We start from the raw sequence: 16,772 nt of genomic DNA, 5'->3' as shown, positions 1-16,772 counted from the left end.
TCATCCCTCGAAGCGGTAGCCCATGCCGGGCTCGGTGATCAGGTGGCGGGGGTGGGAGGGGTCCGTCTCCAGTTTGCGGCGGAGCTGGGCCATGTAGACGCGCAGGTAGTTGGTCTTGTTGCTCTGCGAGATACCCCAGACCTCCTGGAGGAGCTGTTTCTGGGTGATCAGCCTGCCCGGACTGGTCACGAGGATCTCCAGCAGGTGCCATTCGGTCGGGGTCAGCCGCACGTCTCGCCCCTGTCTGACCACCTTCTTGGCGAGCAGGTCGACCCTGAAGTGCTCCGTCTCGACCAGCGTCGTCTCGGGGACGAGCGGGGTGTCCTCGGTACGGCGGACGGCGGCCCGCAGCCGGGCCAGCAGCTCGTCCATGCTGAACGGCTTGGTGACGTAGTCGTCGGCGCCGGCGTCGAGTGCGGCCACCTTCTCGTCGGACGCCTGCCGCGCGGACAGGACCAGGATCGGCACCCGGCCCCAGCCTCGCAGCGCCTTGATGACGTCGACGCCGTCCATGTCGGGCAGGCCGAGGTCCAGCAGGACCACATCGGGCTGACGGGCGGCGGCGAGCCGGAGGGCCGTGGCACCGTCCGGGGCGGGGTCCACGCCGAAGTGACGTGCCTGCAGGTTGATGACGAGGGCCCGTACGAGCTGCGGGTCGTCCTCCACCACGAGCACCCTGGTCATGGGTGTGTGCCTCTCCTGTCGTACGTCGGGCCATGCGCGTCCGCGGTGGGGCGGCCGGCTTCGTGGCGGCGGGGGCCGGCGGCCCGGGATGTCTCCCGGGCCGCCGGCCCCCGTGTGGGTCGCGTAAGGCCGTCACTGCTTTCCTGCGAGGGCCTTGAGCGCGATGTTGAGTTGAAGGACGTTCACCTGCGGCTCGCCGATGAAGCCGAGGGCACGGCCGGTGGTGTGGTCCTTGACGAGCTTCTCGACCTGGGCGACGGACAGGCCGTTCTTCGCGGCGATCCGGTGCACCTGGAGTTCGGCGTACTCCGGGGAGATCGCCGGGTCCAGGCCGGAGCCGGAGGAGGTCACCGCGTCCGCGGGGACGTCCGACGGCTTCACGGTGTAGCCGGGGACGGAGTTGTCCTTCACGACGGCGGCCTTGGCGGCGAGCACCTGGGCGCAGAGCGTGCCGTCGTCGGGCTTGTCGGGGCACTTGCCGTTCACTGCGCCACTGTCGGCGGACAGGTTGGTGGCGCCGGACAGGATCAGCTGGTACCGCGTGTTGACGCTGTTGCTGCCGAGTCCGTTGGCCGGGCGGCCCTGGAACCACTTCAGGTCCGGCTCCGGGGTGTCCTGCCCCCTCTTCAGCGGCAGGTTGTACGACTGCCCGATCAGGGACGAGCCGACGACCTTGCCGTCCGCCTTGATCTCGGAGCCGTTCGCCTTGTCGCTGAACAGCCCCTGGGCGATGCCGGTGACGACCAGAGGGTAGATGACGCCCGTCACCAGGGTCAGCACGAGGAGGGCCCTGAGGCCCGCCCCGAGCAACCGGACGGTGTTCGTTACGGAGTTGTTCATGGCGATCAGCCGATTCCTGGGATGAGGGAGATGAGCAGGTCGATGATCTTGATGCCGATGAACGGGGCGATCAGGCCGCCGACGCCGTAGATCCCGAGGTTGCGCCGCAGCATCTTGTCGGCGCTCATCGGCCGGTACCGCACGCCCTTCAGGGACAGCGGCACCAGCGCGATGATGATCAGCGCGTTGAAGACGACGGCCGACAGGATCGCGGAGTCGGGCGAGGACAGCTGCATGACGTTCAGCTTGTCCAGGCCCGGGTAGACCGCCGCGAACAGCGCCGGGATGATCGCGAAGTACTTCGCGACGTCGTTGGCGATGGAGAACGTGGTCAGGGCCCCGCGCGTGATCAGCAGCTGTTTGCCGATCTCGACGATCTCGATGAGCTTGGTCGGGTTGGAGTCGAGGTCGACCATGTTGCCGGCCTCCTTGGCGGCCGACGTACCGGTGTTCATCGCCACGCCGACGTCCGCCTGCGCAAGCGCGGGCGCGTCGTTGGTGCCGTCACCGGTCATCGCGACCAGCTTGCCGCCCGCCTGTTCCCGCTTGATGAGGGCCATCTTGTCCTCGGGGGTGGCCTCCGCGAGGAAGTCGTCGACGCCCGCCTCCTGGGCGATCGCCTTGGCGGTCAGCGGGTTGTCACCCGTGATCATGACGGTCTTGATGCCCATGCGCCGCAGTTCCTCGAACCGCTCCCGCATGCCGTCCTTGACGACGTCCTTGAGGTGGATGACACCGAGCACCCGGGCGCCGTCGGCGTCCTCGATCGCGACGAGCAGCGGGGTGCCGCCGGCCTCAGAGATGCGGTCGGTCAACGCCTGGGCGTCCGCTGCGACTTCGCCGCCCTGCGCCTCGACCCAGGCTATGACGGAGGCGGTGGCGCCCTTGCGGATCTTCCTACCGTCGACGTCCGCACCCGACATACGGGTCTGGGCGGTGAACTCGATCCACTCGGCGTGCGCCAGTTCGCCCTGGTGGCGTTCGCGCAGCCCGTACTTCTCCTTCGCCAGGACGACGACGGAACGGCCCTCGGGCGTCTCGTCGGCCAGCGAGGAGAGCTGGGCGGCGTCGGCGACCTCGGCCTCGGTGGTGCCGTGCACCGGCAGGAAGTCGGCGGCCTGCCGGTTGCCGAGGGTGATGGTGCCGGTCTTGTCCAGCAGCAGCGTGGAGACGTCACCGGCGGCCTCCACCGCACGGCCCGACATCGCCAGCACATTGCGCTGCACCAGACGGTCCATGCCCGCGATGCCGATCGCGGAGAGCAGCGCGCCGATGGTGGTCGGGATCAGACAGACCAGCAGGGCCACCAGCACGACCATCGTCAGGTGGGTGCCCGCGTAGGTGGCGAACGGCGGCAGGGTGGCACACGCCAGCAGGAAGACGATCGTCAGCGAGGCGAGCAGGATGTTCAGCGCGATCTCGTTGGGCGTCTTCTGCCGGGCCGCGCCCTCGACCAGGTTGATCATCCGGTCGATGAAGGTCTCGCCGGGCCTCGTCGTGATCTTGATGACGATCCGGTCGGACAGCACCTTGGTGCCGCCGGTCACCGCCGACCGGTCGCCGCCGGACTCTCGGATGACCGGTGCCGACTCGCCGGTGATCGCCGACTCGTCCACAAAAGCCACGCCCTCGACGACGTCGCCGTCGCCGGGGATGACGTCGCCCGCCTCGCAGACCACCAGGTCACCGATGGTCAGCGCCGTGCCCGGCACCTGCTCCTCGGAACCGTCCTCGAGCAGCCGGCGCGCGACGGTGTCGGTCTTGGCCTTGCGCAGGGTGTCCGCCTGGGCCTTGCCACGGCCCTCGGCGACCGCTTCAGCCAGGTTGGCGAAGATCACCGTCAGCCACAGCCAGGCACTGATCGTCCAGCCGAACCAGTCCCCCGGGTCCTTGAAGGAGAACACCGTGGTCAGGACCGAGCCGATCCACACCACGAACATCACGGGCGACTTGACCATCACCCGCGGGTCGAGCTTGCGGAACGCGTCGGGCAGGGACTTGACCAGCGCCTTGGGGTCGAAGAGGCCCGCTCCGGCACGGCCCTCGGCGGGCTTGTGCCCGGTCGGCGCGTCCTGATGGGGCGCAAGGGTGGGAGTGGACATGGAGTCCTCGTGGTTTTCCGTTCGGGTGGTCATGACGCCAGTCCTTCGGCGAGCGGGCCCAGGGCGAGGGCCGGGAAGTACGTCAGACCGGTGATGATCAGGATCGCGCCGACCAGCAGGCCGGTGAACAGCGGCTTCTCGGTGCGCAAGGTGCCCGCGGTGACCGGGACCGGCTTCTGCCCGGCCAGGGAGCCGGCCAGCGCCAGCACGAAGACCATGGGCAGGAGGCGGCCGAGCAGCATCGCGAGCCCGGTCATGGTGTTGAACCAGTCGGTGTTCGCGTTCAGGCCGGCGAAGGCGGAGCCGTTGTTGTTGGCGGCGGAGGTGAAGGCGTACAGCACCTCGGAGAACCCGTGCGCGCCGGAGTTGAGCATGGAGTGCGGCGGTGTCGGCAGCGCCATCGAGGCGGCCGTGAACACGAGCACCAGGGCGGGGGTGATCAGGATGTAGCAGGCGGCGAGTTTCATCTCCCGCGCGCCGATCTTCTTGCCCAGGTACTCGGGCGTACGGCCGACCATCAGGCCGGCGATGAACACCGCGATCACGGCCATGATCAGGATGCCGTAGAGACCGGAGCCGGTGCCGCCGGGCGCGATCTCTCCCAGCATCATGCTCAGCATCGTGATGCCGCCGCCCAGGCCGGTGAAGGAGGAGTGGAAGGAGTCCACCGCACCCGTCGACGTCAAGGTCGTGGTGACCGCGAAGATCGACGAGCCGCCGATGCCGAAGCGGACCTCCTTGCCCTCCATCGCGCCGCCCGCGGCCTGCAGCGCCGGGCCGTGGTGCGCGAACTCGGCCCACATCATCAGCGCGACGAAGCCCAGCCAGATCGTGAACATCGTGGCGAGGATCGCGTATCCCTGCCGCACCGAGCCCACCATCACGCCGAAGGTCCGGGTCAGGGAGAACGGGATGACGAGGATCAGGAAGGTCTCGAAGAGGTTGGTGAACGGGGTCGGGTTCTCGAAGGGGTGGGCGGAGTTGGCGTTGAAGTAGCCGCCGCCGTTGGTGCCCAGCTCCTTGATGGCCTCCTGGGAGGCCACCGCGCCGCCGTTCCACTGCTGCGAGCCGCCCATGAACTGCCCGACCTCGTGGATGCCGGAGAAGTTCTGGATCGCCCCGCAGGCCACCAGGACCACCGCGGCGACGGCGGCCATCGGCACCAGGATCCGCAAGGTGCCACGGACCAGGTCGGACCAGAAGTTGCCCAGCTCACCGGTGCGCGAGCGGGCGAACCCCCGGACGAGCGCCACGGCCACCGCCATGCCGACGGCCGCGGAGACGAAGTTCTGCACGGCCAGACCGGCGGTCTGCACGACGTGCCCCATGGTCTGCTCGCCGTAGTACGACTGCCAGTTGGTGTTCGTCACGAAGGACACGGCCGTGTTGAACGACTGCGCCGGATTCACCGACGAGAAGCCCATCGAGCCGGGCAGCACGCCCTGCAGCCGCTGCAGCAGGTAGAGGAACAGCACGCTGACGGCCGAGAACGCCAGCACACCGCGCAGATACGCGGGCCAGGTCATCTCGGAGTCAGGGTTGGCCCCGATGGCCTTGTAGACCCACTTCTCCACCCGAAGATGCCTCGGGGAGGAGTAGACCTTGGCCATGTAGTTACCGACGGGGGCATAGACGAGCGCCAGCGCGCCCGTCAGGGCGAGCAGTTGGAGCACGCCTGCAAGTACGGGACTCATGTCGTGTCTCAGAACCTCTCCGGGAAGATCAGGGCGAGGACGAGATAGCCCAGCAGGGCGACGGCCACGACGAGGCCGACGATGTTCTCGGCGGTCACAGCTTGGTCACCCCCTTGGCGACAAGGGCCACCAGCGCGAAACCCGCGAGCACGGTGACGACGAAGGCCAGATCGGCCATCGCGAACTCCTGGAGTGAGGTTCGGTTGCATCGGACGTCTACGAGGAAAGCGCGTCTCTGGCTTGATCTGGTCGCCCCTTGACGGCCCCCTTACGGCCGCCCCGTCACCTTTGACGGGGCCCTTACGGCCCTTGATCCGTACTGGCCGGTAGGCCCCCTGATCGGCGGTGACCCGGTTCACAGCAGCCGGAAGCGGAGCCGGCAGATCACCGCGTCCGTCTCCCGGCGTACGGCGTGCGCGACGACGGCGCCGCGCCGGTTCTGCAGCAGCCGCTGCCACAGCCGCTCCGGCTCGGCCTCCGGGATCAGCACCGTCACCCGGGTGCCGGGCTCGGCGGCGGCCGCCTCAGGACGTACGCGGCGATGAGGCGGCCCAGACTGCGCCGCTCACAGGACAGCCGCACGAGTTCCACGCCCGGGTCACGCCGCCCAGGACCGCTCGAAGGCATGTATCTGGGCCCTGTCCTCGGGGTCCGGGTAGCACACGTACGACCTCGTCCGGCACGGTCTCGTGCTGGGGCACTCCGGTGATCTTCTCGACCACGTCGTTGACGGACTCCAGGTGCTGGATGTTCAGCGCGGTGATCACGTCGATGCCGGCGTCGAGGAGGGTCTCGATGTCGACCTTCAGTCGTCCGGGCCGTACGTCACTCATCGCCGTCGACGCGCTCCGCTCCCTGATCCGGCTTCCCCGCGCGGAAAGGTTCCTCCTCCAAGGAAGCCGCTTCGCCGGGCGATCGACGTGGTCGTTAGCACTTCCTTGGCGGCGCTCCCCGAGACCTTGACACTGTCTTGATGTGACCTGGCCCGATAGGCTGAGGACAGGTGTGCCGGGAAGTCTGGTCGGCCGGAGGCCAGGGTGGCTTCCGTAGGCCCCAGGGGAACGGCATGCGCAGCGTCGGTACGGTTCTCGCCCTCGTGGTTCTCGCCACGGTGGTCGCCACGTTCGCGCGCCGATGGCGTATCCCGGCTCCCTCCTTGCTCGTGGTCGCCGGTCTCGCGGTGGCGCTGCTGCCGGGCACGCCGGAGATCCAGATCAGCCCTGAGATCATCGGCCTGGTCGTTCTGCCGCCGCTGCTGTACGCGAGCGCGGAGGACATGCCCTGGCGGGAGCTGCGGGCCGTGTGGAAGCCGGTGGGCGTTCTCGCCATCGGCCTGGTCCTCGCGTCCGCGGCAGCTGTCGCGGCGGTGGCCGCCGTGCTCACTCCACTGTCCTGGCAGATGGCGTTCGTCCTCGGCGCGGTGCTGGCCAGCACGGATCCGGTGGCGGTCACGGCGCTCGGCCGCAGGCTCGCCCTGCCTCCCCGGGTCCAGGTCCTCGTCCAGGCCGAGAGCCTGTTCAACGACGCGACCTCCCTGGTGCTGGTCCGGGTGGCCGCGGGCATCGCCGTGGCCTCGGCCGCCGCCGACTGGGGTTCGGCCGGGGGCGAGTTCCTGCTGCTCGCGGGCGGCGGCACGGTGATCGGCGCGGCAGTGGCCGGAGTGATCACACTGGTCCGGCGCCGCACCGAGGATCCGGTGCTGGAAACGGTGATCGCCCTGGTCACCCCTTATGCCGCCTACCTGCTGGCGGAGATCGCGCACACCTCCGGAGTCACGTCCTGTGTGGTCGCCGGGGTGGTCCTGGGCGGACACGGCGACCGGCTCACCAACGCCCGGATAAGGCTCCAGCTCCACGCCGTGTACGGCACGGTCGTCTTCCTCCTGGAGAGCGTGGTCTTCAGCCTCATCGGGCTGGCCCTCCCCTCCCAGGTGCGGGCGCTGGCCGACGGGGGCCGGGCCTGGCCGCTGTACGCCCTCGCCGTGGCCGCCACGCTCGTCGCCGTGCGCCTGCTGTGGCTGGCACCGCTCTCGGCCGTCGTGCAGCGCAAGGGCGGCGTCGCAGGGGTGAACTGGCGGGTGCCGATGGTGCTCACCTGGGCGGGCACCCGCGGAGTGATGCCGCTGGCCGCGGCGCTGTCCATCCCGGAGGTCATGGAGAACGGCGCCCCGCTCACCGACCGGTCGCTGGTCCTGGTCCTGACCACCTCGGTCGTGGTCGTCACTCTCGTCGTCCAGGGCTTCACCCTCGCCCCGCTCGTCCGGCGCTCCGGCATCGCGCTGGAGCCCCACCACACCGCGCGCGAAGAGGCCGAGGCCCGCTCCCACCTCGCCCACGCCGGCCTGGCCCGCCTGGAGGAACTCGCGGAGCTGGAGGTGGTGCCGGACGTCGTCCTCGACCGGCTCCGCCGGGGCCTGGCCGCCCGGCTCGAAGACGCGCGCGACCGCCTCGCCGACAGCAAGGGCGCCGACGGCACGGCCACCGAGTCCGCCGACCGGGTGTACCGCCAGCTGCGCCGCGATCTCATCACGGTCGAGACCGGCGAACTCCAGCGCCTCTACGACACCCACACCATCAGCGACGTCACCCGCCGCAGGCTGCAGCGCGCCTTGGACCTGGAAGAGGCCCGGCTGACGGACGCCTAGACGCCGTCGGCTCGTCGAGCATGATGACGCCGCCTGCGTCGACGTGGAGAAGGTCCCCTCCGAGAAGGGGCCGCCGCGCTAGGTGCATTCCCTCAACGCTCAGGGACGGACGGGAGTACCTCGAAGAGTTCTGGAGTACCTGGGGCTTCCTCACGGAACGACTGGAACAGCTCCGCGAAGGGGGCGAGTAACCACGTCCGATGTCGGAAGAAGCGGCTTACTCGTGAAGCTGATCGGACCCAAGAAGCGCCGGCGGGCGTACAAGGCGCGCATCAAGGAGCTTCCCGGGAACTACCGTACGGGCCTCTCGCTGACTGCCGGCCGCCGGCAGTCGTCACCGCTCACCCGCACCTCGACGTCCTCGTCGACAACGCCGGCTGGCCGCCCCCGAACGCCACACGGTGACCGCCGATGGCAATGAAGTCGCCTTCCAGGTCAACTTCCTCGCCCACTACCTGCTGACGTACCTGCTGGAGCCCGCGCTCACCAGCGGCCCGGGCGAAAGAGGGCGACGGCCCGGCCTAGCCCGGCCCCCGGCTGGAGACCCGCTCCTTGAAGACGTTCGCCGCGCGGTCGGCCGAGCGACAGGGGTGCCAGGAACCAGCCGACCTGGATCTGGGTGTGAACAACGCCGGTCAGATGCGAGACATCACGCTCAGCAACCACCGCGCCTCACGGAATCAGTCCGCGAGGTCGGCCTTGCCGAACAGGACCGCGTAACTGGAGGGGAGCTGGCTGATGATCTGATTCAGCTCTCCGCCGGTGACAGCGTCGGCGACGGTGGTCAGGACCGCGCTGGCGTCCCACTGCGCCGTACGCGGCCGGGCATGGGTGCGCTCGGCGACCAGGCGGTAGAACTCTTCGATCCCAAAGCTTCGCGCCTGCTGCGGCGCGGCATGGTCCAGGACTTGTCCCAGCGGGCCGGGCAGTTGTGATGCGAGGTCCTTGACCTCTCCCGGGCTGATCCGTTGGGCCAGCACTTCCAGCACGGCGTTGGTGACGTCCGCGGCTTCGTCCTGGTCGTTGTAGTCGCCTCGCTCGCGCACACGGGCGAGGAATCCGTCGTATTTCACAGCTGACTTCCTTCTGCCTCGGTCACCGCTGGTCATGGGGGTCGCCCGGTGCGCCGTCGAGCCGGCCGGGTCCGTCCGCCGGCGGGGGGCGGTGCGGTCGGCGATTTTCAGGACCTCGCTCACCGTCAGACAGGCCGAGTTCGCCCCGCGTACGCCACGAAGAAGGTCAGCGAGACCAGCAGGAAGAACCACCAACGGTGGGGAGACACGTAGCGTGTCACCGCCGTCGTGAGGGGTGTCGAGCTTCGCCGGCCCGGCCGCATGCCGGATGGGTGCCCGAGCACTCCGCCCTGCATCTCAGCCATGATCTTGTGGGTGTCCGGTTCTCCGGACAGCCGCAAACGGTGCTCGAAAGCTCCGGCACGGCGTGTGCTGCGGCGCAGGACACCCTTGCGCTCCCGCGCCCGCGGGTGCCGTGCCCGCCGTCGACTCCAGCAGGCCCCTCATCCGGTTGGGCTGTTCGTCGAACTCGACCAGGGGATTGAGCGGGGTGGGTGCCCGGACGGGCCTTTCCTGCATGCCGCCACCGCGGTGGCGCCGGACAGGCATGGCCATCGCAATCGCCTCCTCCTTCCTCCTCGTGATCTCATCGTCCGCCATGCGTCATGCGAGCCATGCGGACTCCTTGTGACGTATGCGTGGGGAGACGTCAGAGTGACCCGCGACAGCTGACGTGCCCGTGGTGCCGGGTACGGCCGAGTGCCCCAGGTGCCGGTGCACGAAGTGGATGGCCATCGCGCCCTCACCGGCCGCGGAGGCCACCCGCTTCACCGAGCCGCTACGGACGTCCCCTACCGCGAAGACCCCGGGCAGACTGGCCTCCAGGGTCATGCACGAGCGCCCGCGGCCGTGCCACACCTCGGGGTAGGCGCAGGCTTCCTGGGCCTCCGGCCCGGTGAGGACGAAGCCGCGGGAGTCGAGGGCGACGGTGCCGGCGAGCCACTCGGTGTGAGGTTCGGCGCCGGTGAAGACGAACAGGCTCCGTACCGCGAGCCGGCGGTGCCCGCCCGTGCGGTTGTCGACCACGTCCAGCTCCTCCAGCACCTCCTGGCCGATGACCTCGGTGACCTCGGTGTGCAGCATGATCTCCACCCGCGGATGGCGCTCGACCTGGTCGATCAGGTAGCGGGACATGTTGGCCTCAAGGCCGGCTCCTCGGACCAGCAGGTGCACCTTCGACGCGTACTCGGCGAGGAACAGCACCGCCTGCCCCGCGGAGTTGCCTCCGCCGACGACGGCCACCGGGTCGGTGCGGCACTGCTGGGCCTCGTAGACGGTCGCCGAGTAGTGCACGCTCGTGCCCTCCAGGCGTTCGATGCCGGGCACCTGGAGCCGGCGGTAGCGGGCACCCATGGCCAGGACGACGGCGCGGGCGGCGATCTCGCTGCCGTCGGCGAACGCCACGACGTAGTGGTCCTCGTCCTTGGGATGGAGACCGGTCGCCTCCAGCGGAAGGCTGATGCTCGCGCCGAACTTGTCGGCCTGCAGCACGGCGCGTTCGGTGAGTTCGGCGCCGGAGATGCCGGACGGGAAGCCGAGCAGATTCTCGATGCGGGACGACGTGCCGGCCTGGCCTCCGGTGGCCATCGCCTCCACCACCGTGGTGCTCAGGCCCTCGGAGGCGGCGTACACCGCGGCAGCGAGGCCGGCGGGTCCGGAGCCTACGATGAGGACGTCGCCGTGACGGTCTCCGGCGGGCAGTGACGGCAGGCCGATGAGCCGGGCCAGTTCCGCGTTGCTGGGGTTGCGCAACAGGGTGGTGTCCCGCCAGATGACGAGTGGTGTCTCCTCCGGGCCGACGCCGAAGCGGCGCAGCAGCTCCTCGGCCTCCTCGTCGGTCTCCAGGTCGATCCAGCGGTGCGGCAGCCGGTTGCGGACGGCGAACTCGCGCAGCCGTCTGGTGTCGGGCGAGTAGCGCGAGCCGATGATGCGGAAGCCGGCGCCCTGTCCGACGAGCAGCGCGCGACGGCACAGACAGGCGCGCAGCACGATGTCCCCGATGGTGGAGTCCTGGGACACCAGGTGGCGCAACCGGTCCAAGGGGACGACGAGGACCTCGCCGGGCTCCCTGGCGACAGCGGTGTAGAAGGCCACTTGTCCGTAGAGCAGGCCGAGTTCGCCGATGAAGCGACCTGGGCCGTGCACGCGCAGCACGTGCTCCTCGGGAGTGCCGTAGTCCTCGACCACGGCGACGGTACCGCTGAGGACGACGAAGAACGTCTCGCAGCGCTCCCCCTCCCGGATCAGCACGTCGTCTGGAGCCATGGTCCGGCGTTGCCCGTGCTCCGCCAGACGTGCTGTCTGGTCCTCCGTGAGGCGCGGATACGCGCCGTGGACGTCCGGGGTCTCCCGGAAGGCGGCCTCGTCCGCTTTCTCCGGCACCGGTTCTTCGCCCGGCAGCGACCGGTCGCCGGACATCAGACGAACGCCTCGTGAACGTAGCACCAGCGCCATTCCTCGCCGGGCTGGAACGACCGCACGATCGGATGGGCGTCGGCAGCCGCGTGCTTGCGCGCGTGCTTGTTCGGCGAGGAGTCGCAGCAGCCGACGTGCCCGCAGGTCAGGCAGAGCCTCAGGTGGACCCACGGGGAGCCGAGCATCAGACACTCCTGACACCCTTCTGGGGTCAGCGGCCGGACCGGCCGGACGAGCGCGAGGTGGGGGTCTGCGTGCAGGGTCATCCGGATCACCCTTTCCGGGCGGTGAGCGACTGTTCCACCCACTGGCGCAGAGCGGGGGCGGGCGCCGCCCCCGCCTGCCGGCCGACCGTCTCGCCACGGTCGAGGATCAGCAGTGTCGGTACGGCCTGGACCTCGAAACGCCGCGACAGTCGCGGGTTCTTGTCGACGTCGACCTTGACGAGTTTGATTCGGCCGGCGAGATCGGTGGCGACCTTCTCCAGTGCGGGGCTCACCATGCGGCAGGGGCCGCACCAGGTGGCCCACAGGTCGACCACGACGGGGACGCCGGCCCGCTCGGCGACCTCGGTGAAGTCGTCGTCGCCCGCATCCACCACCCACGGTAGGGGCTGCTTGCAGTGGCCGCACTTGGGGCGGCCCTCCGCGGCCACGGGCACCCGGTTGGTGCGCCCGCAGTGGGGACAACTGACGGTCGTCGCCTGCCTCGTGCTCATGCCGCCCGCGCTCCCTTCACGTCCTCGGGCCGGTCGTAGGTGACCACCAGCTCTCCGTGTTCGGCGTCGACGCGGACCGTCGCGCCGTCCTGGACGTCACCGCGCAGCAGGGCGCGCCCGACCATCGTCTCGACCTCGTGGGAGATGTAACGCCGCAGCGGCCGGGCCCCGTACACGGGGTCGTAGCCCTGGTGGGCGATCACCTCCCTGGCCGCCTCGGTGAGTTCGACGGTGATGCGGCGTTCGGCGAGGCGGCGGCGCAGTTCGTCGAACTGCAGCTCCACGATCCGCTCGATCTGCCGCTCGCCGAGCGGTTTGAACAGCACGATGTCGTCGACGCGGTTGAGGAACTCCGGGCGGAAGTGCCCGCGCAGCTCGCCCATCACCAGAGCGCGGGCGTCCGGCTTGATCTCGCCCTCGGCGGTGGCGCCGTCGAGGAGGTGCTCGGAGCCGATGTTGGACGTCATGATGATCACGGTGTTGCGGAAGTCGACGGTGCGGCCCTGGGAGTCGGTGATGCGGCCGTCGTCGAGGACCTGCAGCAGGGTGTTGAAGACATCGGTGTGCGCCTTCTCGATCTCGTCGAACAGCACGACCGAGTACGGCTTGCGGCGTACGGCCTCGGTGAGCTGGCCGCCTTCCTCGTAGCCGACGTATCCGGGCGGTGCACCCATGAGCCGGCTGACGGTGTGACGCTCCTGGTACTCGCTCATGTCGAGGCGGACCATGTTCTCCTCGGAGTCGAACAGGGCCGCCGCGAGGGTCTTGGCCAGCTCGGTCTTCCCGACGCCGGTGGGGCCGAGGAAGATGAACGAGCCGATGGGACGGCGCGGGTCGCGGATGCCGGAGCGGGCGCGGATGATGGCGTCGGCGACGAGTCTGACGGCCTCGTCCTGGCCGATGACGCGCTCGCGCAGGATGTCGTCGAGGCGCAGCAGCTTCTCGCGTTCGCCCTCCTGGAGACGGGCGACGGGGATGCCGGTCCAGGCGGCGACGATCTCGGCGATCTCCTCCTCGGTGACGACCTCGCGCAGCAGCCGGTTCTGCCCCTGTTTGGCGGCCAGTTGCTCCTCCTCTGCGGCGAGCCGGCGCTCCAGGTCCTGAAGGCGGCCGTAGCGCAGTTCGGCGGCTCGGTTGAGGTCGTAGGCGCGTTCGGCCTCCTCCGCCTCGTGGCGGACCTGCTCCAGTTCCTGGCGCAGCTCCTGCACACGGCGGATGGCCTGCCGTTCGGCCTCCCACTGGGCGTGTTTGGCGTCCGCCTCGCCGCGCAGGTCGGCCAGTTCCCTGCGCAGTTCCTCCAGGCGGGCCTTGCTGGCGGCGTCGGTCTCCTTGGACAGGGCCGCCTCCTCGATCTCCAGGCGGGTGACGCGGCGGGTGATCTCGTCGAGTTCGGCGGGCATCGAGTCGATCTCGGTACGCAGCCGGGCGCACGCCTCGTCGACGAGGTCGATGGCCTTGTCGGGCAGGAACCGGTCGGTGATGTAGCGGTGGCTGAGGGTGGCCGCGGAGACCAGTGCGGTGTCCTGGATCTTCACGCCGTGGAAGACCTCCAGGCGTTCGCGCAGTCCGCGCAGGATGGAGATGGTGTCCTCCACGCTCGGCTCGTCGACCAGCACCTGCTGGAAACGGCGTTCGAGAGCGGCGTCCTTCTCGATGTGCTTGCGGTACTCGTCGAGGGTGGTGGCGCCGATCATGTGGAGTTCACCGCGGGCGAGCATCGGCTTGAGCATGTTGCCCGCGTCCATGGCCCCTTCGGCTGCGCCCGCGCCGACCACGGTGTGCAGTTCGTCGACGAAGAGCAGGATGCGCCCCTGGGCGGCCTTCACCTCGGCCAGCACGGCCTTGAGGCGTTCCTCGAACTCGCCGCGGTACTTGGCGCCGGCGACCAGGGAGCCCATGTCGAGGGCGAACACCGTCTTGTCGCGCAGGCCCTCGGGGACGTCACCGCGAACGATGCGCTGGGCCAGGCCCTCGACGATGGCGGTCTTGCCGACGCCGGGATCGCCGATGAGGACGGGGTTGTTCTTGGTCTTGCGGCTGAGGATCTGGGTGACGCGGCGGATCTCCGCATCACGGCCGATGACCGGGTCCAGCCGCCCGGACCGGGCCTCGAGGACCAGGTCGCGGCCGTACTTCTCCAGAGCCTCATAGGCCACCTCGGGGCTGGCGGAGGTGACGCGCTGGTTGCCGCGGACCTGGGTGAGGGCGCTCAGGAACGAATCCCGGGTCACGCCGTGCTCCTTGAGCAGGCGTCCGGCGGCGGTCGCCGAGCCCTCCTCGGCCAGGGCGAGCAGGAGGTGCTCCACGGACACGTACTCGTCCTTGAGGCGTTTGGCCTCCCGCTCGGCGGCGTCGAGCAGGCGGGACAGGCGCTGGGTGACGAAGACCTGGCCGGGTGCCGCGCCGGGACCGGTGACCCTCGGGCGGCGGGAGAGTTCCTCGCGCACGGCCGCGCGCAGCTCCTTCGGCTCGGTGCCGGCCTGTTGCAGCAACCGTGGGATCAGACCGTCCTCCTGGTCGAGAAGCGCGAGCAGCAGGTGTTCCCCGTCGACCTCGGTCTGCCCCATGCCGACGGCCGCGCTCTGGGCCTCCTGGAGGGCTTCCTGGGACTTCTGGGTGAGACGGTTCATGTCCATGGGGGTGTTTCACTCCTCGTGCCGCGACCGCGCAGGGCGGCTTCGAGCAGGCTGATGCGGTCCAGCAGGTCGAGCACCAGGCCGATGGATGCGTAGTTGAGGCAGAGTCCGGTGCGCAGCCGCTGGATACGGGCGAGAACCGCCGGGGCCGTGGGGTCGAACACCAGTCGCCCCGCGGAGTCGCGTTCGGCGTCGACCAGGCCGAGGGCGACGAACCGGCGGATCAGATCGGGGTGGAGGCCCGAGCGAAGGGCCACGGCGGCCAGGGAGAGCCTGGGGACGGGCACGAGCGCGTACCGGACAGCCGTCGAGGCGGTGGTGTCGGCGCCCGTTCGTGCCGGACGGGCGCCCACGCCGGCCCGGCCGATGCCCCCTGCTCCCGCGGGTCGGTCGTTCATCGCGTCCTCCTGGGGTCGAACGAGGAAGTGGCGGCCAGCTCCTCGAACAGTTCGCGCTCCCGGTCGCCGAGGGCGGGAGGCACCACGACGCGGAGTTCGGCGTACAGGTCGCCGTTCGCGCCCCGCGGGTTCGGCATGCCCTCGCCGCGCAGCCGCAGCCGCCGGCCGCTGGACGAGCCCGCGGGCACCGTGACCTTCGCCGTGCCGCCGCCGGGTGTGGGCACCGGCACGGTCGCCCCCAGGGCCGCCTCCCACGGGGCGACCGGGACCTGGACGTGCACGTCACGGCCGTCCAGCCGGAACCGGGGGTGGGGCTGGACACGCACCCGCAGGTACAGGTCGCCGGCGGCTGCGTCACCACTGCCCTGGCCACCCTCACCCGCCAGCCGGATGCGCTGCCCGTCGGTGACGCCCGGCGGCACGTCGACCTCGTACCGCCGCGGCTGCCCGGTGGGGCCGGCGAGTGTGACGGTGCGACGGCCGCCCCGGTACGCCTCCTCGACGGTGAGCGGCAGTTCGGCCTCCTGGTCCGCTCCGGGGACGCCGCCCCGGGTGGCGCCGGCTCCGAACATGGAGCCGAGCAGGTCCTCGATGTCGATGCCCTCCGCGCCGAAGTCGTCGCCGAAGCCGGCGGTGTACCGGACGCGTGGGCCGCCGGCGCCTGCGGTCCTCCGACCGCGGAAGCCGCCGCCCGCTCCGGCCGCGACCCGTTCGTCGAAGTCCTCGGGGACCTTGCGGAAGTCCTCGCCGAAGCGGTCGTAGCGGGCCCGGGTCCCGGGATCGGACAGGACGCTGTACGCCTCGTTGAGGTCCTTGAAGCGCTCCTCCGCCCCGGGGTCCTTGTTGACGTCGGGGTGGTATTTACGGGCGAGTTTGCGATATGCCTGCTGGATCTCGTCCTGGCTCGCGGTCCGCGACACGCCCAGCACCTCGTAGAAGTCCCGTGCCATGGCCGGTCACTCCCGCTTCGCGACCGTCACGGCGGCGGGCCTGAGCTGGCGTTCGCCGTCCCCGTAACCGGGGCGCAGCACCTCGACGACGGTGCCCGGTGGGGCGTCGGAGTCCTGGACGACACCGACCACCTCGTGCCGGGCCGGGTCGAAGGGGACGCCGGTCTCCGCGTGCCGCGGGTAGCCGAGCAGTTCCAGGACGTTCACCGCCTGGTCGCGTACGGCTCGGACGCCCTGCACGATCGCGCCCGGGTCGGCGCCGGCGTGGGTCAGGGCGAGTTCTAGGTTGTCGAGGACGGGCAGGAAGGCGGCCGCCGTGCGGGACCGCTCGACCGCCCGTTCGCGCTCCAGTTCCCTGGCGTGGCGCTTGCGCAGGTTGTCGAGGTCGGCGAGTGCGCGCCGCCAGCGGTCCTCCAGTTCCCGGATCGCGGTCGTGTACTCGTCCTCGGCGGTCGCGGAGCCGGCGGCATCGGGGCCCGGTTCGCCGTTCGCCGCTTCGGGCCCCGGCGGGCCCGGTTGGGGCAGATCCCCGCGAGGAGCGGGTCCTGCGCCTTCCGGGCCCCGTGCGCCCGGGTCCGACGCGGCCGGGTCGGGTTCCTGGGGGTGGGTGGGCATGGC

The 16,772-nt window shown here is 70.2% G+C and carries 14 protein-coding genes and 3 pseudogenes; 2 read left to right on the top strand and 15 right to left on the bottom strand.

The window, feature by feature from the left end; genetic code table 11:
* The 7 genes and pseudogenes from JK359_RS29595 to JK359_RS29565 all read right to left on the bottom strand — a co-directional run.
* On the bottom strand, nucleotides 1–684 hold the full coding sequence (locus JK359_RS29595) for a response regulator (RefSeq protein ID WP_201842118.1): 684 nt from the start codon (nucleotides 682–684) through the stop codon (nucleotides 1–3).
* 132 nt (nucleotides 685–816) lie between these two features.
* The gene (locus JK359_RS29590) at nucleotides 817–1,524 is read right to left on the bottom strand and encodes a potassium-transporting ATPase subunit C (protein WP_201842116.1); all 708 of its coding nucleotides are present in this window, start codon (nucleotides 1,522–1,524) and stop codon (nucleotides 817–819) included.
* A gap of 5 nt (nucleotides 1,525–1,529) precedes the next feature.
* Complete coding sequence (gene kdpB / locus JK359_RS29585; RefSeq protein WP_201842114.1) at nucleotides 1,530–3,659, bottom strand: potassium-transporting ATPase subunit KdpB; 2,130 nt, start codon at nucleotides 3,657–3,659, stop codon at nucleotides 1,530–1,532.
* Nucleotides 3,656–5,320, bottom strand: a complete 1,665-nt coding sequence (kdpA, locus tag JK359_RS29580) for a potassium-transporting ATPase subunit KdpA (RefSeq protein WP_201842112.1) — start codon at nucleotides 5,318–5,320, stop codon at nucleotides 3,656–3,658. The genes kdpB and kdpA overlap by 4 nt, the downstream gene beginning before the upstream one ends.
* Before the next feature lie 8 nt (nucleotides 5,321–5,328).
* Nucleotides 5,329–5,418: a K(+)-transporting ATPase subunit F gene (kdpF, locus tag JK359_RS29575; RefSeq protein WP_016434100.1), complete on the bottom strand. Its 90-nt coding sequence runs from the start codon at nucleotides 5,416–5,418 to the stop codon at nucleotides 5,329–5,331.
* Between the two features lie 257 nt (nucleotides 5,419–5,675).
* Nucleotides 5,676–5,984, bottom strand: a pseudogene (locus JK359_RS29570) (amino acid permease); the annotation flags it as partial.
* Nucleotides 5,983–6,120, bottom strand: a pseudogene (locus tag JK359_RS29565) (sensor histidine kinase KdpD); the annotation flags it as partial. The pseudogenes JK359_RS29565 and JK359_RS29570, both read right to left, overlap by 2 nt.
* A 266-nt stretch (nucleotides 6,121–6,386) precedes the next feature.
* On the opposite strand from JK359_RS29565, the gene JK359_RS29560 reads away from it, so the two are divergent.
* Both JK359_RS29560 and JK359_RS39395 read left to right on the top strand, forming a co-directional pair.
* Entirely contained in the window at nucleotides 6,387–7,964 is a 1,578-nt protein-coding gene (locus JK359_RS29560) for a Na+/H+ antiporter (RefSeq protein ID WP_201842110.1), read from the top strand.
* A 330-nt stretch (nucleotides 7,965–8,294) separates the two neighbouring features.
* Nucleotides 8,295–8,470: pseudogene (locus JK359_RS39395) on the top strand (SDR family NAD(P)-dependent oxidoreductase); the annotation flags it as partial.
* 174 nt (nucleotides 8,471–8,644) lie between these two features.
* Here the strand turns inward: JK359_RS39395 and JK359_RS29555 are convergent.
* From JK359_RS29555 to JK359_RS29520, 8 genes are all read right to left on the bottom strand, one after another.
* Complete coding sequence (locus JK359_RS29555) at nucleotides 8,645–9,037, bottom strand: DUF2267 domain-containing protein (RefSeq protein ID WP_201842108.1); 393 nt, start codon at nucleotides 9,035–9,037, stop codon at nucleotides 8,645–8,647.
* 603 nt (nucleotides 9,038–9,640) lie between these two features.
* Nucleotides 9,641–11,455, bottom strand: coding sequence for an FAD-dependent oxidoreductase (locus JK359_RS29550; protein WP_201842106.1), 1,815 nt, complete (start codon nucleotides 11,453–11,455; stop codon nucleotides 9,641–9,643).
* Entirely contained in the window at nucleotides 11,455–11,718 is a 264-nt protein-coding gene (locus JK359_RS29545) for a UBP-type zinc finger domain-containing protein (protein WP_201842104.1), read from the bottom strand. The genes JK359_RS29550 and JK359_RS29545 overlap by 1 nt, the downstream gene beginning before the upstream one ends.
* Before the next feature lie 5 nt (nucleotides 11,719–11,723).
* Complete coding sequence (gene trxA, locus JK359_RS29540; protein ID WP_201842102.1) at nucleotides 11,724–12,170, bottom strand: thioredoxin; 447 nt, start codon at nucleotides 12,168–12,170, stop codon at nucleotides 11,724–11,726.
* A complete protein-coding gene (gene clpB / locus JK359_RS29535; protein WP_201842100.1) occupies nucleotides 12,167–14,806 on the bottom strand; it encodes an ATP-dependent chaperone ClpB in 2,640 nt (879 codons plus the stop codon). The genes trxA and clpB overlap by 4 nt, the downstream gene beginning before the upstream one ends.
* Entirely contained in the window at nucleotides 14,797–15,204 is a 408-nt protein-coding gene (locus JK359_RS29530; RefSeq protein WP_201842098.1) for a chaperone modulator CbpM, read from the bottom strand. Before JK359_RS29530 ends, clpB begins: the two co-directional genes overlap by 10 nt.
* The gene (locus JK359_RS29525) at nucleotides 15,201–16,154 is read right to left on the bottom strand and encodes a DnaJ C-terminal domain-containing protein (RefSeq protein WP_201842096.1); all 954 of its coding nucleotides are present in this window, start codon (nucleotides 16,152–16,154) and stop codon (nucleotides 15,201–15,203) included. Before JK359_RS29525 ends, JK359_RS29530 begins: the two co-directional genes overlap by 4 nt.
* Nucleotides 16,155–16,160: 6 nt before the next feature.
* Nucleotides 16,161–16,769, bottom strand: a complete 609-nt coding sequence (locus tag JK359_RS29520) for a nucleotide exchange factor GrpE (RefSeq protein ID WP_201842094.1) — start codon at nucleotides 16,767–16,769, stop codon at nucleotides 16,161–16,163.
* Between the last annotated feature and the right edge of the window lie 3 nt (nucleotides 16,770–16,772).

It is taken from the genome of Streptomyces actinomycinicus, from assembly GCF_016741775.1.
In the GTDB taxonomy this organism is placed as follows: domain Bacteria; phylum Actinomycetota; class Actinomycetes; order Streptomycetales; family Streptomycetaceae; genus Streptomyces; species Streptomyces actinomycinicus.
The sequence above is the reverse complement of the archived record's forward strand: the minus strand, read 5'-3'. Positions and strand labels throughout refer to the sequence as shown.